This window comes from Pseudomonas sp. MYb193 (assembly GCF_002966775.1).
Lineage (GTDB): Bacteria > Pseudomonadota > Gammaproteobacteria > Pseudomonadales > Pseudomonadaceae > Aquipseudomonas > Aquipseudomonas paracarnis.
The window spans coordinates 3,202,677-3,222,167 of the sequence record NZ_CP023269.1; the positions used below are offsets into that span (position 1 = coordinate 3,202,677).

Below are 19,491 nucleotides of genomic sequence, written 5' to 3' on the forward strand. Positions count from 1 at the left end.
ATGGCCGATCCCAAGCAAGCAGACATCGTAGTAGTCGGCGCCGGCATTATCGGCGTCGCCTGCGCCTTGCAGTTGGCGCGCCAAGGCCGGCGAGTCGTTGTGCTCGACCCGCAAGCACCCGGCATGGGCGCCTCCTACGGCAACGCCGGCCACCTGGCGACGGAACAGGTGTTTCCCATCGCCGACCTGTCGATCCTCAAGCGCTTGCCCGCCATGCTGCTGGACCCCATGGGCCCGCTGCGCCTGGACTGGACCTATCTGCCCCGCGCCCTGCCCTGGTTTATACGCCTGCTGCTGAACCTGCGGCCAGCGCGTTACCAGCGCACCGTGGCAGGCCTTCGCGCGCTGAACGAAGGCAGCCTGGGCGCGTGGCAACGCTTGCTGCAATCGATGGGTCAAGCGCAACTGCTGCGTGAAGACGGTTCGCTATTGGTGTTTGAGCGCGCCGAATCCCGCGCAGCACTGGATGCATTGCAGCACCGCATGACCCAGCAAGGCGTCGCAGTGGACTTCTGGAGCGGCGATGCGGTGCGCAAGGCTGCGCCGCAACTGAGCGACGCCATACAAGGCGGGTTGTTCTTCCCCGCTACCGGACACTTTCTGGACCCGTACACGGTGGTTGGCGAACTGGTGAACGCGGCCAAGGCTGAGGGGGTGCAATTTCTTCAGCAGCGCGTTCTGGACGGACGCCTGGAGGGTAGCGGCGTTTCCCTGATGACCGACCAAGGCGTACTGACAGCGCAGCAGGTGCTGATCGCCTGCGGCGCCCACTCGGCCAAACTCACCGCAGCTCTCACCGGCAGACAAGTGCCGCTGGACACCGAACGTGGCTATCACCTGATGCTGCCCCACGAACAACAACGACTGCCCTTCGCGGTCACTTCGCTGGAGAGAAAATTCATCATGACGCCCATGACCGGTGGCCTGCGCCTGGCCGGCACGGTCGAATTCGCCGGCCTCGACCGCCCGGCCAATATGCAACGGGCCTGGCAGTTGCACCGGTTGAGCAAAGGGTTGTTCCGACACGAACTGAGCGACAGCGAAGCCACGCCCTGGATGGGGTTTCGCCCTTCCCTGCCCGACTCGCTGCCGATCATTGACCGGGTGTGCGAAGGCAAAGTGCTGCTTGCATTTGGTCACCAGCATTTGGGACTGACACAAGCGGCGGTGACGGCCGAGCGGGTTGGGCAGCTTGCTGCGGGTGAGCGGGTGCCAGAACTACAGCCTTATCGGCTGGATCGTTTCTGAACCTTACTGTGGTAGGCGCGAAGTGCTGAATAACGCATCAGCCGTTTCTTGGATTTCATCGCGCATCCATAGCTTGTTCAACCAACCGACAGGGATAGCCTGGACGCCGTAATACGCCCCCGCCAGTTGCCCAACGATTGCGGCAGTAGTGTCTGCGTCATCCCCAAGGTTGGCGGCGGCCAGTATCGCTTCAGCAAAGTTGGAGGTCTGATCGAAACACCAGAATGCGGCCTCCAGCGAAGCCACCGCATAACCTGAGCCAACGATTTGAGCAGAGGTTTTATCGCGATAGTCGCCAGAGGCGATAGCCTTGACCTTAGGAGCCGACAGCGCGGTGTGGGAAAAACTCAGCACGTGCTTCTTTGGCACGCCGCTCAGGGCATTGCTGATAGCCTCGGCCAGCAGCAGGCAGCACTCGATAGCCTCATGCGCGGCATGCGTAGTTCGCGAGCTTTGCTCGGCAAACAGGTTGATGTCCGCCCTATCTGGAAAGTAAAACAACACGACAGGTGCGAGACGCATCATTGAACCATTGCCGGCCGAATACGGATGCGTTGAGCCCGCAAAAGCGTTGCCACTTTGCTGAAATTGCTCCAGCGCTTCGCGAACCGTCATGCCGATATCAAAGCACTCTCCGGTAGAACTCAAGTAACCCCACTTCCACCAATTCAGATAACGTCCCATCTGGTCCATCGCGTCAAAACCACCTTTGCGCAACAGGCTTTCGGCCAGACACAGTGCCATGGACGTATCGTCAGTCCATTGGCCAGGCTTGAGGCTAAACGGTCCGCCGCCTAGCATATCCGTCACCGGAGAAAAGCTGCCGCGGGGCATGAATTCAACCGTCGTCCCTACAGCATCGCCACACGCCAGCCCAAGTAGGCTGCCGCGATAACGATCCAAAAGCGTGATGTCCATTGCCACTCCTTGTGAAAATCTTTCTACACCCGCCAGGCTACTTGACCAACCGCTTCTCCTTGGAGGGGCGATAGCCGAAATACGCGCTGTAGCATTTGCTGAAATGGCTCGGCGAGACAAACCCGCACGCCACCAGCACATCCACTTGGGATAACTCGGTGTGCTGCAACAGGCGTCGCGCCTCAGTGACGCGCAGTTCCATGTAGTAGCGCTGCGGCGTGGTACCCAGTTGTTCTTTGAACAGGCGCTCCAACTGGCGGCGGGAACGGCCGGCGTAGACGGCGAGTTGATCGAGTTCCAGGGGTTCTTCGAGGTTGGCGTCCATCAACTTCACCACCTCGCGCAACGGCGCGCTGACACAGATGTTTTCAGTGGGTTTGATACGGCGGTAGCGCGACTCTTCGAACGCCAGGATATCTTCGATGCCTTCGACCAAGGCTTTGCCATGCAGGCTCTTGATCCAGTCCAAGGCCATATGGAAAGCCCCCGACGGGCTGGACGCGGTAAGGCGGTCGCGGTCGATCACGTAGGGTTCGCTGGTGACCTGCGCCGCCTTGGACACTTCGGCCAGCGCCGGGCGATGTTCGGGGTGGATGGCACAGCGGTAACCCTGCAGCAGCCCCGCACGCCCGAGGAACCACGAGCCGTTCCACAAACCGGCGAGGCGCACGCCCGCTTCACCCGCACTGCGCAGCCATTGGATAAATGGCTCGCTGGCCTTAAGTTCGGTGCGAAAACCACCGCAGATCACCAACAGGTCCAAGTCCTGCAAGATCGCCAGCATCAGGTTCGCATCCGGTCGAATGACCAGGCCCAGGTCGCTGATCACTTCGCCCTCACCCCAGCCGAAGGTGCGCGTAGCGAACAGATCGGGGCGCAACAGATTGGCGGTCACCAGCGTATCGAGGGTCTGGGTAAAGGCCGGCAAGGAGAAGTGTTCGAGCAGCAAAAAACCGACACGGGTGACCGAGGTTGATTGCTGGGGGTTATCACTGAGGTAGCGCAGGTTCTTGCCTTGCATGCCACCGCTGAACTGGCGTCTTTCCATCGAGGGTCGGCCCACGCTTATTGTTGTGCAGTGGGCGCTATCTTAGGGGCAAATGCGGTGCCTGTCTCAGGTGACGCTCGAGGCTGGCAGCGGCCATTGCACTGATCTTGATAAAAACTGTTCGCTTGAAAAGCCACGGCCCAGGCGCTGCGCGGTGATCTGATACGGTTTTTTCTTTTCGATCTGCGCCTGTATTGAAAACCGCTTGAGGCGGACAATAGCCCCATCCCGACACTCCTGTCGTCCCCTTCCCCTCGGAGGCCTTATGACCAAGATGGCAATTTTCCTGTTTGGCTTTTTGGTGTTGACCATTGGCATCGGCATGTTGGCGACCATCTCGCCGGTCTAAGCCCGCATTAGTGTGGCGAGGGAGCTTGCTACCGTGACGGCCTGACAGCCGACGCCTATCTCCATGACACCCTGCAATCCAACTGTGGGAGCTGGCTTGCCTGCGATGGCGGCCTATCAGCCGACACTTCTCTACCTGACACCCCACAATCCAACTGTGGGAGCGGGCTTGCTCGCGAAGGCGGCCTGGCGGTCAATACAGTTGGATTGTGTACATATCCATTGCTGAGGTAACGGCCACTTAGGGTTCCGCCTGACGTGAACTGCCCCCCAAAAGTTGGACAGGAGACGCTATTGATTTAGTGCCTGGGTCCGAAACTGTACCGGACTCAAGCCATTCAGTCTGAGGCTTATGCGGTCTTGGTTGTAGTAGGTGATGTAATCCTCTAAGCCTGATGCCAGTTGCTCCACACTCTCAAATGATTCCAGATAGAAAAACTCGCTCTTGAGCGTGCCGAAAAAGCTCTCCATGGCGGCATTGTCCAAGCAATTACCCTTGCGCGACATGCTCTGCTCGATGCTCTTTTCGGCCAGCATGTGTCGGTAGGTAGGCTGCCTGTACTGCCAACCCTGGTCAGAGTGCAGTATCGGCCTGTCACCTTGATTCAGTCGCCTGAAGGCTTTTTCCAGCATCGTCGAAACCATCTTGAATTCGGGACGTCGGTTGATCTGGTAAGCCAGGATCTCGCCGTTGTACAAATCCATGAGAGGCGAGAGAAACAGCTTTTGCCCCTTCACCTTGAACTCCGTCACGTCGGTTGCCCATTTCTGGTTAGGGGCTTGTGCCTTAAATTCGCGCTTTAGTAGATCAGGCGCAACAAGCCCTTCAGCACCTCGGTAAGAGCGATATTTCTTCACTTTGACCAGCGACTTGAGGCCTATCATCTGCATCAGCCGATACACCTTTTTGTGATTGATCAACTCACCACTGTTTCCAAGGGTCGCGGTGATGCGGCGGTAGCCGTAACGCCCCTTATGCTCGTGATAGACGCTGCGGATGCGATCTTTAAGGCCGGCATGCTTGTCGGTTAGCAGTGTTTTACTTTGGTAATAGAAGGTGCTGCGTGCAAGTGCCGCAGCACGTAGCAACAGAGCAAGTGGATGCTCATGCCTCAATCCTTGGACGGCCTGCGTTTTTTTGGCTGCGCAGTAAGGGGATCCGCTTGGATTAAGGCATCGAGCTTTTTTAGATAGGCATTCTCCGCGCGCAGATAAGCCAGTTCTGCGAGCATTTGTGCAGGGGGCAGTTCTGCGTCCGCAGGAAGAGCAGGACTTGCTTTGGGTTGCCTGGAAGGTTTGCGGGGCATGCTGGACTCTTTAAGACGATGCGGTTGTAGTGCTTCTACACCGCCTTCATCGTACAACTTTCGCCACTGTCTGATACTACTTGGACCACGGATATCAAACCGTATACAGGCCTGTTGGTCCGACAGTCCGTCTTGTTTGATGCACTGCAAAACCTTCAATTTAAACTGGGCATCGTAATGGCTGTACTTGGCAATCAAGCCAGAGGCGCCGTGCTTTTCAAAACCCTTGACCCAGCGACGAAGCAGCGATGGACTCAAGCCATGCTTGAGGGCCACCTCATGAACGCTACTGGCAGACAGACACTCTTCAATCAGTGATTGCTTGAGTGCTAGGTTGTATTTCGTCATGGAACACCCTCCTGAGGGGGTCAGGTGTCCAACATTCGGGGGGCAGTTCAACGGCGGGTCACTTTCGAAAAGCGCGAAAGTAACCAAAGCGCTCTTGCCCCACCCCTCGGCACCTCGCCCAGGCTCGGTGTGCCCGTAATCTGCCAGTGATTTGGGGGGCCGCCGCCACGCGCCATCCATGGCGCGGGGCGGCTAAACCGGCATCCCTGCCGGTTTACCCCCCAAATCCCTGTCGAATTCCGGCCAGCGGGGTTTAACGGGGCGCTTCAGGCCAAAAGCAGGTCAAGATCAAGAGCAAGAGCGGCTCGCTTCGCATCGTGGTTACCTACGCCCGACTCAGCCCACAAACAGCATCGGATACAGCGACAGCACCAACAGCCCGGCCATGGACCAGTTGAACATCCGCAACCAGCGCGGCTCACGCAGCAAGTTGCGCAAGCCGCTGCCACACCCCACCCATACACACACGCTCGGCAGGTTGACCACCGCAAAAACCAGGGCGATCACCAGCACATTGGTGACATAACCCTCGGCCGGCGTGTAGGTAGTGATCGCCCCCAGCGCCATGATCCACGCCTTGGGGTTGACCCACTGGAAGGCCGCCGCACCGAGGAAGGTCATCGGCTTGCCATGTTCATCCGGGTTATCAGACATGCCGCCCGCATTGGCAATCTTCCACGCCAGGTACAACAAATACGCGGCGCCGACATACCGCAACAGCGTATAGGCCCATGGAAACAGCTTGAACACCTCGCCCAAGCCCAGCCCCACACAGATCACCAACAGCATGAAGCCGATACTGATCCCCAGTGCATGGGGCATCGAACGGCGAAAGCCGAAATTCACGCCTGAGGCCAGCAACATGGTGTTGTTGGGCCCAGGGGTGATCGAAGAGACAAACGCGAACAGCACGAAAGCTGATAACAGGCTGGTAGACATGATCATGGCGCGGCATCCAAGCGGTGGTGATGTGCCTGCGACAGTAGGGGGTTATGGCGCGCTGCGCCCCGTACAGCTAGGGATGGATCGAGGCGTACACTTGCAAAGCCTTCATCGAGAAGTAGCGCTTACCGAGGCGCATCGGGAACCGGTGTGGGAACCTGCCATGCCGGTTTTTTGCCCTCCTGACTGTCGAAAATACGCCGAGCCTTGCGAAAGTCCTCCACGTTTTCCACCACCCAGGTCCAGATAGGCGACATGCGAATCAAAAGCTCTCGGCCCAGGGGCGTCAGCTCGTACTCGACGCGTGGCGGAATTTCACCGAACTCGCGCCGAACCAACAAACCATCGCGCTCCATGGCACGAAGCGTCTTGGTCAACATGCGCTGAGTCACACCCGCCATCTGTCGTTTTATCTCGGCATGACGCATTGCACCGTACACACCCAGGGCATGCAGGATGCCCAATGCCCAGCGGCTGCCGGCGTGAGCAAGGACTTCACGCCTGACGCCATCGTCCTCCTCCCTGAGCGACTGGCAGATAACTTCTGCCTGGCTGAGCGTTTCCTGATCGGTCATTTCTACCCCTGGTATCACACGTGTGCCTTCTTATGAGCGCTGCCGAATCGTGCCAGCATGGGCTCATCTTATCGCCAACAGGTCTGCGGAGAAATCATGCCTGAAATGACCCCACTTCCCCCTCAATCGATCCTCGTTCTAGGTGCCGGCGAACTCGGCCTGCCGGTTTTGCGCAACCTGGCGCGGGAGGCCAAACGCGCGCCCGGCTCCACCATCAGCGTATTGCTCAGGGACTCGACCATCAAGACTCAAGAGCCAAAGAAAAAGGCAGAGGTCGATGAGCTGCGCAGCCTGGGTGTCCACATGGTCGCCGCAGACCTGATAAACGATTCAATCGATCAGCTTGCCAAGGTCTTCGCACGCTTCGATACCGTGATCGGCTGCGCAGGCATGGTCGCGGGTCGAGAAACCCCGATGAAGCTGGCGACCGCCGCGCTCAAATCCGGCGTGAAGCGCTACTTCCCCTGGCAGTTTGGCGTGGATTTCGAAGTGATTGGCCGGGGCAGCCCCCAGGATCTGTTCGATGCCCAACTGGATGTGCGTGAGTTGCTGCGCGCCCAGGACAACACTGAATGGGTCATCATATCGACAGGCATGTTCACCAGCTTCCTGTTCGAGCCGGTGTTCGAGGTTGTCGACTTCGACAACAACACAGTGAACGCCCTGGGCAGCCTCGAGAACAGCGTGACGCTCACGACACCGGACGACATCGGTACGCTGACAGCGCAAATCGTGTTCTTCGAACCGCGCATGCGCAATCAGATTGTCTATCTCGCCGGCGACACCGTCACGTATGGGCAGGTTGCGAGCATGCTGGAACGCGTTCTGGATCGCCCGTTCAAACGCAACGTGTGGACGGTTGACTATCTCATGCAGGCACTGGAAAAAGACCCCACGCACCACATCAAGAAGTACCGTGCTGTATTCGCACAAGGCAAAGGTGTGGCCTGGCCTAAGGCGGCCACGTTCAACGAGCAACAATCGATTCCTGTCACCACTGCTGAGCAGTGGGCTCGGGAAAACCTTGCAGTTCATTGAAAACCGGATGATGAAGCCAGCCGTAAAGGCTGGCACGGGTGAAGGGACGGTTAGCGGCTCTGAGCTTCACGCTGCTGGCCAGAAACATGTTGTTTTTTTACATGCTTACGTGACTTGAGCTCGTATTGATGGTGAATAAACCAGGCGATCAACGATAACCCAGTGACGCCAAAAACCAAGACCAACAGCTCTAGTGCAGTACCTTCATGTGAAAACATTTTTCGTTCCTCGTCCTGAAGCCGTATGACCTAAAAAACAGCCACACCGAAATTGTTTGTAATAATTCAAACATTTTCAGGGTAGTCGGCAAATCCGCACGTGACAACCCCTGATCGACCCAGAACCCTTGATCTAGACATGTCACTCGTCGAAAACACGTCTAAATCACAGGCAATAAAAAACCCCGTAGACGCTGATCTACGGGGTTTGTGTTCGCTTACTTGCTGCCAGAAGCGTCCTGCTCGACCACCATATCCAACACATAGACCGTCGAAGGCGCATCCGCTGGCGGATTCTTCCATTCGTACTGCTTGACCCGCAGCACAGTGCGCACGCCGTCATGATGCACAAAGCCTTCGATAGGCTGGTAAAGCGGATGCCAGGTGTCTTGGGTCGCCAGTTGCAGGCCCGCGTCGTCATAGCGACGCTCGCGCACTTGCAGGCACTGATAATCTGGAATCAAAGGATGGCTGCACTTGACCGTCTTGGCCGCCACCTCCAGAAACTTGACCTCACCCTCGCTACCGTAGCGGGTCTGCGGGGTGGCCTCGCCTTGCAGCTTGAGCACCGAGCCATCCGTTGTCGTCAGTTGCAGCATCGGCGCCACGTTATCGCCGGTGATCACAGCGCGCAGATCGCCCTTGAACAGCCGCCCTACCTGGGCATCAAGGTCCATCAGGCTCTTGTCACAGGCCATCAGCGTAGAGGCCAGTGGCTGAACCTTCAGAACCCCGTCCTGATAGTGAAAGCCGCCGAACTGACGATTGCAGCCACCGCTGATGCTCAGGTTCTTGTCACCGAAGGCAACGCGCAACTTGCGCTCGATGCCTTTGTTCATCGCCACAAGAGGCTTGCCCGATGCATCCGTTGCCGAGACCAGGTTCCAGTCGTAAGCAGATAAGGTTGGCTGGGCTACAGCGGCTGAGGTAGTTGGCATCGAAGGTGATTCTTCATGGCTTTTGGAAGGGGCGGCACAGCCTTGGATGAGTGCAGCACACACGGCTACAAGAAGAATTTTTTGTTTCATGGGTCACTCTGTCAGCTTTGATGAGTGCGGGCGTTATCCTGCGCTGGCAGGATAAGCGCGCGGCTAAACCGGCATGAGGAGGTCGCTTGAGGCTTTACTGAGCGTAGACCCAATGCGCGCTTGGCGGACCTCTTCCTTGGCCGATAGCAATCGGACATCATTTGCTTCGATCAGTTTCACGGAATCAGGGCGGTGGCGGTATTGCTGCATTTTAGGCATTAAAAAACCCCGTAGACGCTAATCTACGGGGTTTTCAAGAGTGGAGGCCGAGGTCGGAATCGAACCGGCGTAGGCGGATTTGCAATCCGCTGCATAACCATTTTGCTACTCGGCCTCAAACGATCAATGCCCTGGTTGCTGACATTCACCGCATACAAACTTGAGTGGGCTACGTGAAGCCTACCTCTACTCTAACTCATTGAATACATTGAAGTTTTTAATGCTTCGTTGCGTTCGATGGGCGCCATTATGTACTCATTTGCCTAGGCCTGCAACCCCTTGATTTCAAAAAATATTCTGCCTTGGCATCAAGGGGTTGCGCCTCTGCCCTACTCCTTCACCGTATGGATTTGGTAGTGCGGGTCGGCCTTGATCTGGGCCTCGGTGAAGGGCAATGGGCGCAGTTTTTTCTCGGAGAAGGCTTGGGTCTGGTCCTTTGAATAGGCGGACGCCGGGTTGCTGGACTCGGAGAATGCCAGGACGCCGACTGCGTTGGGGCCTTTGTCGTCGAAGCTGACGATTTGCAGGTAGCTGGTGCCGCTGACGACTTCGCGCTTGCCGTCGGCGCGGGGCACGGTTTGCATGGCGTTGTAGATACCCAGCTCTTGCGGGCCGCCGTGGATGGGGGTTTGGCCGGAGACTTGGATACCGCCCCAGCGGGTCTGCCCCAGTTTGCTGACCTCAGCGCTGGAGGCCAGCATGGCTGCGCGCAGGGCCTTGGCGACCGGGGCGCGGTCGATGGCGAGGCCGCTAGGGGTGGTCAGGGGGTGGGCCGGGTCGAAGGCCACGCGCCAGGCGTCAGGGATTTGCTGCAGGTGCTGCACCAGGTTGATGAAGTGCACCAGGCCGACGCCGCTGTCGAGGTTGGCGCGCTGGTCCCAGTTTTTCAGGCTGGTGCACAGCGGCTGTAGCGCAGCGGCGTCAGCGCCCAGGTGTTTGGCGCAGAACGTCAGCAGGTCGGGCATGACTTGGCCCGCCAGGTACACCTCGTTGTCCATGACCATGTCTTGCAGATCAGTGACGGTGATCGGCTGCTGCTCAAGGGTTTGCAGGCGCTGGAGCGCGAAGCGCGCACGCGGGCCGAGGCCGATGTTGTCCTGGCTGATCACCGGCGAAAAGCCACTTAGCGGCGCCTTGGGGTTGGCCATCCAGGCGGAATCGTTGGAGTGTTGCACGTAGTCGGTGCGTTGCAACTGGGGCAACTGGTCGGCCGGGAAGATACCCGGCTGGGCCGCGCGCGGGTCGATGTCCCACGCGCAGGCACTATGGGCGCCGTCGAGCATGATCATTTGCAGGCCGGCCCGTGGGTCGCTGCATTTTGCCAGCTTGGCGGCGCTGACGTTGGGCACTACCGACAGGTTCATGTACAGGCTTTGGCCCTGGTCATCGGCGGCCAGGGTGTTGACCCAGGGGATGCCTTGCAGGGTATGCACTGAGGTTTGCAGCTCCTTGAGGCTACCGGCGCGGTTCATGGCGTACCACTGTTGCAGCACCCGGTCGTTGCCCAGGTTGGCGTCGCGCAGGCTGAAGGCGTAGTGGCTATCCCAGTCGAGCTTGCCCGGCCATTGCACCACGGGCCCGAACTGCGAACTGTAGACGGTGTGGGTCACGGCCTTGAGGCTGCCGTCGGCTTGCTTGACCTGTACCGTTACGGCGGTTTTATCCAGGGGGATGGACTTGCCGTCCAGCAGGTAACGGGTGGCGTCCTTGGGGTCGAGGGTCAGGCGGTACAGGGTGAAGTGTTTGGACGTGTCCACGGTGTGGGTCCACGCCACATGCTGGTTGAAACCGATGTTCACCACGGGCAGCCCTGGCAGTGCGGCGCCCATCACATCCAACTGGCCCGGGATGGTCAGGTGCATCTCGTAAAAACGCATGCCGCCCACCCACGGGAAATGCGGGTTGGCCAGCAGCATGCCACGGCCATTGAATGAGCGGTCACGGCCCACGGCAACGGCATTGCTGCCTCGATCCAGTGTGAAGCGTTGCTGGTTGGCGGCGGCCATGGCAAAGGCTTTGGCACCGGGCTGCACACTCGCGGTGGCCTGCGGTGGTGCTGCCCCGACCAAGGCTTCGGCGAATTGGCCGATGCCCCCTTCCACCAATAGCCTGCGGGTCAACTTCACCAGGTCTTGCACTACCAAGGGCCGTACCCACGCGGCCTGGCACTGTGCGGGTGCGCCCTTATCCTTGAGATAACGGTTGTAGCCGGCCACGTACCCTTCGATGCGCTGTTGCATCTCGGGCGTCTGGGCTTTCCAGAACGCCGCCACAGTCTCGGGTGTATTCAGCCAGTTGAAGAATACATCGCTGGCGAGGTTGTTGCGCTCTTCCAGGGTCGCCTGGTCCGGCCCGAAAAACCTGGCGCGCTCGCCATTGACCGTGACCACTTCATTGGCCAGCAGGCACAGGTTGTCCTGGGCATAGGCGTAACCCATACCCACCCCCAGGCCACGTTCATCAGAGGCGCGAATATGCGGCACGCCATAACTGGTACGCCGTATATCCGCCGACGTTTGCGTCACTTGCTCGCGTGCCGATACGGCCAGGCTCAAGGCGAGTAACAGCCCTGTCGCGCCCACTCTGGACAACCCCTTGGAAATAATCACGCCGACTCCACAGTCAAATTGAACAGCCTCACGAGGGATGTTTACCCCACCGTAAGAACGCACATGGCCGGGAATAATTTAGCCGCACAAGGTTGCCTATCGACGGCGCAGGGGATGTGACAAACCTGATACCGACAAATTTTCTACATCCATCGTTTCATGATTTGCGTCACTCGTTCGTCTTATTACCCAAGAGCACCATCTTTTTCCTGATCAGGCTCTGAAAAGGAGTTTTTGCATGTATAACCCGCAAGTGCCCACGGATGGACATTCAAAGGCCGCAGATACCCACTATGGCAACGACGCACGCGCATTCGGCAACGCGCCCGAACAGCAGGGCAACCAGCGCATCCGCCATTTGCTCAAGTGTTTCGGTTTGCGCACCAGCCTGATCCGGCTGAAGGTCATCGACGCCCTCCTCACTGCCGCCGACAACCAGCGCCCCCTCGGGGTCCGCGGCGTGCACAGCCATTTGCTGGAGCTGGGCATACCGTTGTCGTTTCTCAGCGTGCGCGAGGTACTCAAGCGTCTATGCAGCGAGGGCGTGATCACCCTCAACGCTGACAAGAGCTACAGCCTCCATGAAGAGGCTGCCAAGGTACTCGAAGGTCGTGCCTGACTGACGCCCGTCAGAAGTTTGGCTTGACCTTGCGGCGCATGATGCCGTTGATCACGACGACGACCACGGCAATCGCGATGGCCAGGTACTGGAAGGTTTTTTCACTGATCACGCCTGTGTTCTGCAGATAAGACAGGCCGAACATCGCGCCCAGTACAGCCAGGGCAATCAGAAGCGAGTATTTCAAGCGTTGCTTTTGGGTCATGACGAGTTCCTGAACCTGAAGAATGTATCCACTGTGTATCGCCGTGCATGCCAAGCACATACCCAGTCACGGGGATGGCGCGGTTTCGGCAGGGTCTTATGTTACAGGCGATGAAAAGTTTTGGCTTGCCCTCCGCCTGACAGGCCTTGCGAATACCCCTTGGAGAACCGTGAAATGCTACGACGACTCATCCTGCTGGTTCCACTGATGATCATGCTGAGCCTGGGCGGTTGTTTCTTCTTCCCGCGCGGCGGGGGCTGGCATGATCACCGCTATGAGGGTGGTGGCGGTTACCAACGCCGCTGATCTGCATCCGGATAACGCTTCGTGCACAACGCGTGCAGCACGCTTGGGAGCTTCACGCGTTACTGCATCGACATTACCTACTCGTCAGGCGGGTTCGGAACCTCGACGCCGGTTGCAACCACCTAGCCGCCATGCACCCACCGCCGATGCAACCAACGCGCAAACGCATCCAGCGCGAACCCCAGCACCCCGATCACCACTACCATCGCCATCAACTCCGAATACGCGAGCCGATCACGGGTGTCGAGGATGTAATACCCCAGCCCCGCACTGACCCCGAGCATTTCGCAGGGCACCAGCACGATCCACAGGATGCCGATGGCCAGGCGCACGCCGGTCAGCACATGCCCTACCACGCCAGGAATGACCACCCGGCGCAAGGTTTCCCAACGCGTGGCGCTCAAGCTCTTGCTCAACTGTAACCAGCGCGGGTCGAGCTGACGCACGCCCGCTGCGGTGTTGAGCATGATCGGCCAGACAGCGGCAAAGGCCAGCAGGAAGTAGATGGGCTGGTCGCCCACGCCCATCAGCATCACCACGATCGGCATCCAGGACAGCGGCGAAATCATCCGCAGAAACTGGAACGCTGGCGTGGTCGCCGCCTCCAGGTTACGCGAACTGCCCACCAGCAACCCGAGGGGTACGCCTACCAACAACGCGATAAACAGCCCGACGAAAATACGCTTCAGGCTCACGGCGATATGCAGGTACAACTCACCCCGCCCGAGCAATTCCCACAAGCTGCTGGCGGTGGCCGCCAGGGAAAAGCGCGCCGACAGGCCATCGGCCTCGCCGAACACTTTCACGCCCAACCACCACAGCACCAACAAACCCGCCAAGCCACTCAGCCCCAGCCACCAGCCGGGGATTCTGCTGTTGTTCAAACGCCGATCTCCTCGTGCCGCTCATAACCATCCGGCAAACCGAAGGTCTGCATGCCGCCCACGGCTTCGATCGCGTTGCGCACGAAGCGGTCGTCCACCAGGTCCTTGGCCACGAAGGCTGGGTCCAGGCCCGTGAGAAACTTTTTGTCGCCTTCGATCAAGGTGTCCTTCAAGCGCCGCACCAGTTCTTCGGTGTAGCTGGGGAACGGGTACGGTTGGAAGTCGATGCGGTGCTCGTCCCAGTTGGCATGCTGGATCGCGCCGTCGGCCACATAGGTGGCGCGGTCGCTGGCCGCCGGCGCCAGGACTTTGCTCAACACCGGTTCGGCATGGGGCGTGTAACGGTTCGGGCCATCCTTGGACAGCAGCTTCACCGCCTCTTCACGGTTGTTGCGGGTCCACACCTGGGCCTTGACGATGGCGTTCACCACCTTCTGCGACCACTCCGGACGGTTGGCCAGGTCGTGCTCGTGCATGAACACCACGCAGCACGCGTGATTGCGCCACACGTCACCCGTGAAGCGCTGCACGCGACCGACCTTGAGGTTTTCTGCCAGGGCATTGAACGGTTCGGCGACGATGTAGCCGTCGATGCGTTTGCTCGCCAAAGCCGGAGGCATGTCCGACGGCGGCAACACGATCAGGTTGACCTCATTGGCAGCAATCGAACTGCCGGTGGCACGAGTGACCGGCGTGAGGCCGTTATCGCGAAACAGTTGCTGCACCACCACGTTATGAATCGAGTACCAGAACGGAATCGCCACCGACTTGCCACCCAGTTGCTTCACGTCGGTAATACCTGGGGATACGGTCAAGCCCGAACCGCCCACATGGTTCCACGCCACGACTTTGGCCGGCACTTTACTGCCGTAGCGCGCCCATACGGTCATTGGCGACAGCAGGTGTATCACGTTGACCTGGCCGGAGATAAACGCCTCGATCACCTGGGCCCAACTGCGCAACAACACGGGGCGCTCGGCCTTGATGCCTTCGGCTTCGAACAGGCCGTTGTTGTGGGCCACCAGCAGCGGCGTGGCGTCGGTGATAGGTAGATAGCCAATGCGCACCGGCGCGTCGGGCTCGTTGGCGGCACGCGCCTGCAGGCTGCTCAGCAGAGGCAAGGCGCCGGCGGCACTGAGCACGGCGGAGAGTTTGAGAAAGTCACGGCGCGAGTGGGCCAGGTCATCCAGACACATAAGTAAACTCCTGTTGTTCAAGGGGGTTGGGTTGAGGGCGGCTCGCCTGCCGTAAGGTTTTCAAAATTTCGATACGCAGCGCGCCGATGGCCTCGACCTGTTCTTCCCGAGGGTGCGGCAAATCGATAGCCCACTCGCCCAACGTCCGCGCCGGGCGGTTACCCAGTAGCAGGATGCGGTCCGACAGCAGCAGCGCTTCGTCGATGTCATGGGTGATCAATACCGCCGCCGAGCCCTGCTCACGATTGACCTTGAGCAACAGGTGCTGCATGTCGGCGCGGGTCACTTCGTCCAGGGCGCCGAAGGGTTCGTCGAGCAGCAACACTTGCGGCTGACGCGCCAGGCAGCGAGCCAATGCCGTGCGCTGGGCCATGCCACCGGACAATTGCGCCGGGAACTGCTGGCGCGCAGGTTCCAGCCCTACCGCTGCAATGGCGTGGTCAACACGCCGGCGGCGCTCTTCACCACTCAAGTGCGGTTGGCGGGCGAAATCCAGACCAAAGGCGACGTTCTTTTCCAGGGTCAACCAAGGCAGCAGGCTCGGGTCCTGAAAGGCCACCACCACGCGCGGATGCGGGCCGCTCAATGGCTCGCCCAATACCTGCACACGGCCAGATTGAGGTACCTGCAAGCCAGCCAGCACCCGCAGCAGGCTGGATTTGCCCACGCCGCTGGGGCCCAGGATCGACACCACTTCACCCGGTTGCAAGTGCAAGTCGAAGCCTTGCAACACCGGCCCGCTGCCATACCCCAGGCAAATGCCCTGGGCCGTCAATACCGCCTGGCTCATAGACTGGCCTGGCGGTGCAGCTCGGTACGCAGTTGCACCAGGCTAGGCGTCACAATCGGCACAAAGGCCGACTCGCGCCAGCGCCGCGCAAAACCGCTGCCGTGGGCGGTAAGGTAGGCCTTTCCGCCACTGGCTTGCAGTTCAAGCTGTACAGCGCTGGCGGCGGTTTCGGCCAAGGCGATACGCAGTTTGAACAGCGGTATGGGCTCGGCGGTAAAGCGCCCGGCCAACAGCCCCTTTTTAAGCTCGCTGACCAGATGATCCAGCGTTGCGCGCAGGGCTTCCAGCTCGTCGCGCAACACGGTACGACTGGCGCCCAAATGATGGGCTACTTCAGCCAGGGAACGCCGTGCCAAACCAATCGACATACCGCACTGCAAGCCTAGAAACGCCGGGCGTACCGCCGGTAAAAACTTGCGCGCATCCTCGTGCAACAACCACTCGCGACTCAGCTCCACGCCTTCCAGGCCCAGCGCTGCGGTGTTGCTCGATTGCAGCCCGAGCAGCTCCAGGTCACGGGAGCGCTGCAACCCGGCCACCGAATCCGGAATGGCCAGGATAAATGGCGCGCCGCCCCCTGCATGCTCGATGGCCGCCGCAGCGACAAAGCCATTCTTGCGCAAGTTGGTCACCCAGTGCAGGCGACCGTTGAGGGTCCAACCGTGGTCGTTGGGCTCGGCGCTGATCTGCAACGTCTCGATACCCGACAGGAACTTCATCGCATTCGACAGCCCGGTGGCGCCGGCCAACTTGCCGCTGAGCAGGTCTGGCATCAGCTGCTCGCGCAAGCGCTGATTGGGGCTCTGCAGCAAGTACTCGATAAACGAGCGCTGGCCCCAGCACACAAACGCCGCCGCCAGGGAATGGCTGGCCACATTGGCGATGGCCTCGACCGCACCCGCCACATCCCCGCCCAGGCCGCCCAGGTGGGTGGGCACGCCGATTCTCAGAATATTGGCTTCTGCCAGCCGTGGCAGCACTTCCTGTGGATCGCAACTGCCCACGTCCAGGGCCTGCGCTTGAACATCGAGCCAACGGCTCAAGATTGGGTCAAGCATTCATGTCTCTCCTTTTACAGCAGGTGGGCCAACGCCGAATCAGTTGGCCGGTTTTTCCCAACGGTATTGCGCCAGCTCCGGGTTCAGCGGGGTGCGGGCAAACACGTTGGCGAAGTTGCACAGGGTTGCCAGGCTGACACCCAGGATGACTTCCAGCGCGTGGCCGTCGGTATAGCCAGCGGCGCGGAACGCCTCAAAGCTGGCGTCACTCACATCCCCACGGGTGGCGATCACTTCACGGGTAAACGCGGCAAGTGTCTCATAGCGCGCGTCAGGCAACTCACCCCGGCGGCGCAAGGCCTCGATCACCTCCTCGGGCAACTTGGCTTTGTTGCGGGCAACCGCAGTGTGGCCAGCGACGCAGAAATCACAACCGTGGGTAGTAGCGGCAATCAGTTGCACCACTTCACGGTCGGCCAGGCTCAGCTCGGCCTTGGCATTCAAGCCGGAGACGGTGATGTAGGTTTCCAGCGCAGCCGGTGCGTTGGCCAGTACGCCCAGTAGGTTGGGGATAAAACCCGAGGCTTTGAGCGCGTTTTCCAGGAAGGGCTTGGCAGCTTCCGGTGCGGTTTCAGGCGTGAGCAACGGTACACGGGACATGAAGTGGACTCCTGTTGGGTTTGAATGCCCCAGTCTGTTGGTTCTAAAAAAAGCGCTCAATAGGCTAAAGTAGCGATTACTTGCTCTTGAGTCTTTCCATTAGATGAATTCGTCCGATGTACTTGTCGATTGGTTATTAGATAGCCTCGAACTCAACACCAGCCTGTTTCACGTCGGCCGTTATTGCGGTGACTGGCACGCGAGCACCCATGGCCTGGCGCAGGCGAGCTTCCACTTGATCGTGCAAGGCGAATGCTGGCTGCATATCGACGGTGATCCAACGCCCCAACACCTGAACAATGGTGACGCGGTGTTCCTGCTGCGTGACTTTGCCTTCAGGCTTTCCGGCCAAGCCACGGCGGCCGGCGCCCAGCAGTGCCCACGCCGCTCGATGCTGCCCCTCGATAGCACGGCCACGGACGGCGTAGGACTAGTCTGCGGTTTCTTTCACTTCCAATCCGGATTGTCGACGCTGATCGTCGACACCCTGCCCAGTTGGATCATCCTGCGCGCCGACGACCCGTCGCTGATGGCTGCACGCAACCTGTTCGAATTGATCCTGCAAGAATGCGCACGCACCCCAGCGCCCTCTTCCGCGCTGCTGGAGCGCCTGTGCCACCTGCTGTTCCTGTATGTACTGCGCCAGCAAGTGCTCGACAACACCGAGCTTGGCGGCCTTGCGGCGCTTGGCCGGGCACCCGCGTTCGCACATTTGCTGGAGCAATTGATCGCCCGCCCCGCCGAGCCCTGGAGCCTGGAAAGCATGGCGGCCTGTACCGGGTTGTCGCGCTCGGCGTTTTTCAAGCGCTTCAGCGAACTGTGTGGGCAGTCGCCCGGGCAAGTACTGCTGATGATCCGCATGCGCCACGCCTGTGGGTTGCTCAAGGCGGACCAGACCGTGGCCGAGGTTTCGCTGGCGGCCGGGTATCAATCGGTGGCGGCGTTTACCCGAGCCTTCCATAAAGTCACCGGGCAACAGCCTGGCGCCTATCGCAGGGCGCAAGCCTAGCCTTGCAAGCCGGTGCCGGGCCGAGCGCACAACTGCACCAGCCAATCGACGAACACCCTCACCCGCTGCGACAACTGCCGATGAGGCGGGTACAACGCAGTCAGCGCCATCTTCGGCACTGCCACATCAGGGAGCACCTGCAACAGCGTGCCCTCGGCCAGTTGGCGCAGGGCGTGATAACGAGGTGCCTGGATCAGCCCGTAGCCGGCTTCGCACGCAGCGAAGTAACCGGCAGAGCTGTTCACGGCAACCACTTTCGGCAGGTTGATCGTACGCAACTCGCTGCCCAGCAGAAATTCCAGGCCAAAACGTTTACCGCTGGCGCTGGAAACGTACTCGACCATTTGGTGACCCGCCAACTGCTCCAGGCAAGTGGGCGTGCCCATGCGTTCAAGGTACGCGGGGCTGGCCAGGGTCAGTTGCTCCATCATCGCCAACGGCCGCGCCACCAGCGATTCATCCAGGGCCGGACCACCGCGCAACACACAATCGACGCCTTCGCGAATCAGATCCACTGGCCGGTCATTGAGGCCGATCTCCAACTCGATCTGTGGGTACAGCGCGGTGAACGTTGGCAAGGCCGGAATCACAATCAAGCTCCCAATGCCTGAGGGCATATCGATGCTCAATGTGCCCCGGGGGTTCTGGCGCCGCGTGGAGAACACCGCCTCGGTTTCCTCAAGATCAGTCAGCAATTGCACACAACGTTGGTAGTACGCCGCGCCATCCAGGGTCGGGCTGACGTGGCGCGTGGTGCGCTGCAGCAGTTGCACGCCGAGATGGGCCTCCAGTTGCTTGATAAGGATCGTCACGGAGGCGCGTGGCAATTGCAGGCTGTCGGCGGCCTTGGCAAACCCGCCCAATTCAACAATCCGAGTGAACACGCGCATGGCGTTAAAACGATCCAAGAGAATGCTCCTGCGGGAGATTGTTTAGATATTACGAACAGTGATAGCACTTTTAGCCGGTTTATCTGCA

At 59.6% G+C, this 19,491-nt stretch carries 20 protein-coding genes and 1 tRNA gene; 5 read left to right on the top strand and 16 right to left on the bottom strand.

Annotation, left to right across the window (positions count from 1 at the left end; all coding sequences use genetic code 11):
- The gene (locus CLM72_RS14595; protein ID WP_105226925.1) at window positions 1–1,248 is read left to right on the top strand and encodes an FAD-binding oxidoreductase; all 1,248 of its coding nucleotides are present in this window, start codon (window positions 1–3) and stop codon (window positions 1,246–1,248) included.
- Between the two features lie 3 nt (window positions 1,249–1,251).
- On the opposite strand, the gene CLM72_RS14600 is transcribed toward CLM72_RS14595, so the two are convergent.
- The 5 genes from CLM72_RS14600 to CLM72_RS14625 form a co-directional block, all read right to left on the bottom strand.
- Window positions 1,252–2,166, bottom strand: a complete 915-nt coding sequence (locus CLM72_RS14600) for an ADP-ribosylglycohydrolase family protein (RefSeq protein WP_105226926.1) — start codon at window positions 2,164–2,166, stop codon at window positions 1,252–1,254.
- 37 nt (window positions 2,167–2,203) lie between these two features.
- Complete coding sequence (locus CLM72_RS14605; protein ID WP_105226927.1) at window positions 2,204–3,187, bottom strand: GlxA family transcriptional regulator; 984 nt, start codon at window positions 3,185–3,187, stop codon at window positions 2,204–2,206.
- Window positions 3,188–3,853: 666 nt separating this feature from the next.
- Window positions 3,854–5,217, bottom strand: a protein-coding gene (locus tag CLM72_RS14615) for an IS3 family transposase (protein WP_105226009.1) whose coding sequence is annotated in 2 segments (ribosomal slippage) — window positions 3,854–4,752 and window positions 4,752–5,217 — 1,365 coding nt in all. Because the reading frame shifts where the segments join, the coding sequence is not laid out codon by codon here.
- Between the two features lie 336 nt (window positions 5,218–5,553).
- Window positions 5,554–6,162 (bottom strand): LysE family translocator, encoded by a 609-nt coding sequence (locus CLM72_RS14620; protein ID WP_034127532.1) that lies wholly within the window; start codon window positions 6,160–6,162, stop codon window positions 5,554–5,556.
- Between the two features lie 122 nt (window positions 6,163–6,284).
- Complete coding sequence (locus CLM72_RS14625) at window positions 6,285–6,734, bottom strand: helix-turn-helix domain-containing protein (RefSeq protein ID WP_105226928.1); 450 nt, start codon at window positions 6,732–6,734, stop codon at window positions 6,285–6,287.
- 96 nt (window positions 6,735–6,830) lie between these two features.
- Here CLM72_RS14625 and CLM72_RS14630 point away from each other — a divergent pair, with 96 nt between their 5' ends.
- Window positions 6,831–7,772 carry an aromatic alcohol reductase gene (locus tag CLM72_RS14630; RefSeq protein WP_105226929.1) on the top strand — a complete coding sequence of 314 codons (942 nt, stop codon included), beginning with the start codon at window positions 6,831–6,833 and terminating at the stop codon, window positions 7,770–7,772.
- Between the two features lie 50 nt (window positions 7,773–7,822).
- Here the strand turns inward: CLM72_RS14630 and CLM72_RS28980 are convergent, their stop codons facing one another.
- From CLM72_RS28980 to CLM72_RS14645, 4 genes are all read right to left on the bottom strand, one after another.
- A complete protein-coding gene (locus CLM72_RS28980; RefSeq protein WP_168220174.1) occupies window positions 7,823–7,990 on the bottom strand; it encodes a hypothetical protein in 168 nt (55 codons plus the stop codon).
- Between the two features lie 218 nt (window positions 7,991–8,208).
- Window positions 8,209–8,928, bottom strand: coding sequence for an META and DUF4377 domain-containing protein (locus CLM72_RS14635; RefSeq protein WP_234452168.1), 720 nt, complete (start codon window positions 8,926–8,928; stop codon window positions 8,209–8,211).
- Between the two features lie 350 nt (window positions 8,929–9,278).
- Window positions 9,279–9,352 (bottom strand) — tRNA-Cys (locus tag CLM72_RS14640).
- A gap of 214 nt (window positions 9,353–9,566) precedes the next feature.
- The gene (locus tag CLM72_RS14645; protein WP_105226931.1) at window positions 9,567–11,846 is read right to left on the bottom strand and encodes an acylase; all 2,280 of its coding nucleotides are present in this window, start codon (window positions 11,844–11,846) and stop codon (window positions 9,567–9,569) included.
- Window positions 11,847–12,084: 238 nt separating this feature from the next.
- On the opposite strand from CLM72_RS14645, the gene CLM72_RS14650 reads away from it, so the two are divergent.
- Window positions 12,085–12,465: a fe2+ zn2+ uptake regulation protein gene (locus CLM72_RS14650; protein WP_105226932.1), complete on the top strand. Its 381-nt coding sequence runs from the start codon at window positions 12,085–12,087 to the stop codon at window positions 12,463–12,465.
- A 10-nt stretch (window positions 12,466–12,475) separates the two neighbouring features.
- Here CLM72_RS14650 and CLM72_RS14655 read toward each other — a convergent pair whose 3' ends face one another.
- On the bottom strand, window positions 12,476–12,670 hold the full coding sequence (locus CLM72_RS14655; protein ID WP_014718591.1) for a hypothetical protein: 195 nt from the start codon (window positions 12,668–12,670) through the stop codon (window positions 12,476–12,478).
- Between the two features lie 174 nt (window positions 12,671–12,844).
- On the opposite strand from CLM72_RS14655, the gene CLM72_RS29295 reads away from it, so the two are divergent.
- Window positions 12,845–12,976 (top strand): hypothetical protein, encoded by a 132-nt coding sequence (locus tag CLM72_RS29295; RefSeq protein WP_254914091.1) that lies wholly within the window; start codon window positions 12,845–12,847, stop codon window positions 12,974–12,976.
- Between the two features lie 122 nt (window positions 12,977–13,098).
- Here the strand turns inward: CLM72_RS29295 and CLM72_RS14660 are convergent, their stop codons facing one another.
- Genes CLM72_RS14660 through CLM72_RS14680 form a run of 5 tightly spaced genes read right to left on the bottom strand, consistent with a single transcriptional unit; the run spans window position 13,099 to window position 17,504 of the window.
- Entirely contained in the window at window positions 13,099–13,860 is a 762-nt protein-coding gene (locus CLM72_RS14660) for an ABC transporter permease (protein WP_054897391.1), read from the bottom strand.
- Complete coding sequence (locus CLM72_RS14665) at window positions 13,857–15,056, bottom strand: ABC transporter substrate-binding protein (protein WP_105226933.1); 1,200 nt, start codon at window positions 15,054–15,056, stop codon at window positions 13,857–13,859. Before CLM72_RS14665 ends, CLM72_RS14660 begins: the two co-directional genes overlap by 4 nt.
- Window positions 15,043–15,846, bottom strand: coding sequence for an ABC transporter ATP-binding protein (locus CLM72_RS14670; RefSeq protein WP_034127546.1), 804 nt, complete (start codon window positions 15,844–15,846; stop codon window positions 15,043–15,045). The genes CLM72_RS14665 and CLM72_RS14670 overlap by 14 nt, the downstream gene beginning before the upstream one ends.
- Window positions 15,843–16,904, bottom strand: a complete 1,062-nt coding sequence (locus tag CLM72_RS14675) for an acyl-CoA dehydrogenase family protein (RefSeq protein WP_105226934.1) — start codon at window positions 16,902–16,904, stop codon at window positions 15,843–15,845. The genes CLM72_RS14670 and CLM72_RS14675 overlap by 4 nt, the downstream gene beginning before the upstream one ends.
- Window positions 16,905–16,943: 39 nt before the next feature.
- Entirely contained in the window at window positions 16,944–17,504 is a 561-nt protein-coding gene (locus CLM72_RS14680; protein WP_105226935.1) for a carboxymuconolactone decarboxylase family protein, read from the bottom strand.
- 103 nt (window positions 17,505–17,607) lie between these two features.
- Here CLM72_RS14680 and CLM72_RS14685 point away from each other — a divergent pair, with 103 nt between their 5' ends.
- Window positions 17,608–18,513, top strand: a complete 906-nt coding sequence (locus CLM72_RS14685) for an AraC family transcriptional regulator (protein ID WP_105226936.1) — start codon at window positions 17,608–17,610, stop codon at window positions 18,511–18,513.
- Here the strand turns inward: CLM72_RS14685 and CLM72_RS14690 are convergent.
- Complete coding sequence (locus tag CLM72_RS14690; protein WP_105226937.1) at window positions 18,510–19,421, bottom strand: LysR family transcriptional regulator; 912 nt, start codon at window positions 19,419–19,421, stop codon at window positions 18,510–18,512. The two genes, CLM72_RS14685 and CLM72_RS14690, sit on opposite strands and share 4 nt — an antisense overlap.
- Window positions 19,422–19,491: the final 70 nt, after the last annotated feature.

Bases quoted from the DNA above. Each gene is read 5' to 3' on its own strand.
- CLM72_RS14595 (WP_105226925.1), top strand. From the start codon at position 1: ATGGCCGATCCCAAGCAAGCAGACATCGTAGTAGTCGGCGCCGGCATT.
- CLM72_RS14600 (WP_105226926.1), bottom strand. From the start codon at position 2,166: ATGGACATCACGCTTTTGGATCGTTATCGCGGCAGCCTACTTGGGCTG.
- CLM72_RS14605 (WP_105226927.1), bottom strand. From the start codon at position 3,187: ATGCAAGGCAAGAACCTGCGCTACCTCAGTGATAACCCCCAGCAATCA.
- CLM72_RS14620 (WP_034127532.1), bottom strand. From the start codon at position 6,162: ATGATCATGTCTACCAGCCTGTTATCAGCTTTCGTGCTGTTCGCGTTT.
- CLM72_RS14625 (WP_105226928.1), bottom strand. From the start codon at position 6,734: ATGACCGATCAGGAAACGCTCAGCCAGGCAGAAGTTATCTGCCAGTCG.
- CLM72_RS14630 (WP_105226929.1), top strand. From the start codon at position 6,831: ATGCCTGAAATGACCCCACTTCCCCCTCAATCGATCCTCGTTCTAGGT.
- CLM72_RS28980 (WP_168220174.1), bottom strand. From the start codon at position 7,990: ATGTTTTCACATGAAGGTACTGCACTAGAGCTGTTGGTCTTGGTTTTT.
- CLM72_RS14635 (WP_234452168.1), bottom strand. From the start codon at position 8,928: ATGCCAACTACCTCAGCCGCTGTAGCCCAGCCAACCTTATCTGCTTAC.
- CLM72_RS14650 (WP_105226932.1), top strand. From the start codon at position 12,085: ATGTATAACCCGCAAGTGCCCACGGATGGACATTCAAAGGCCGCAGAT.
- CLM72_RS14655 (WP_014718591.1), bottom strand. From the start codon at position 12,670: ATGACCCAAAAGCAACGCTTGAAATACTCGCTTCTGATTGCCCTGGCT.
- CLM72_RS29295 (WP_254914091.1), top strand. From the start codon at position 12,845: ATGCTACGACGACTCATCCTGCTGGTTCCACTGATGATCATGCTGAGC.
- CLM72_RS14665 (WP_105226933.1), bottom strand. From the start codon at position 15,056: ATGTGTCTGGATGACCTGGCCCACTCGCGCCGTGACTTTCTCAAACTC.
- CLM72_RS14670 (WP_034127546.1), bottom strand. From the start codon at position 15,846: ATGAGCCAGGCGGTATTGACGGCCCAGGGCATTTGCCTGGGGTATGGC.
- CLM72_RS14675 (WP_105226934.1), bottom strand. From the start codon at position 16,904: ATGCTTGACCCAATCTTGAGCCGTTGGCTCGATGTTCAAGCGCAGGCC.
- CLM72_RS14680 (WP_105226935.1), bottom strand. From the start codon at position 17,504: ATGTCCCGTGTACCGTTGCTCACGCCTGAAACCGCACCGGAAGCTGCC.
- CLM72_RS14685 (WP_105226936.1), top strand. From the start codon at position 17,608: ATGAATTCGTCCGATGTACTTGTCGATTGGTTATTAGATAGCCTCGAA.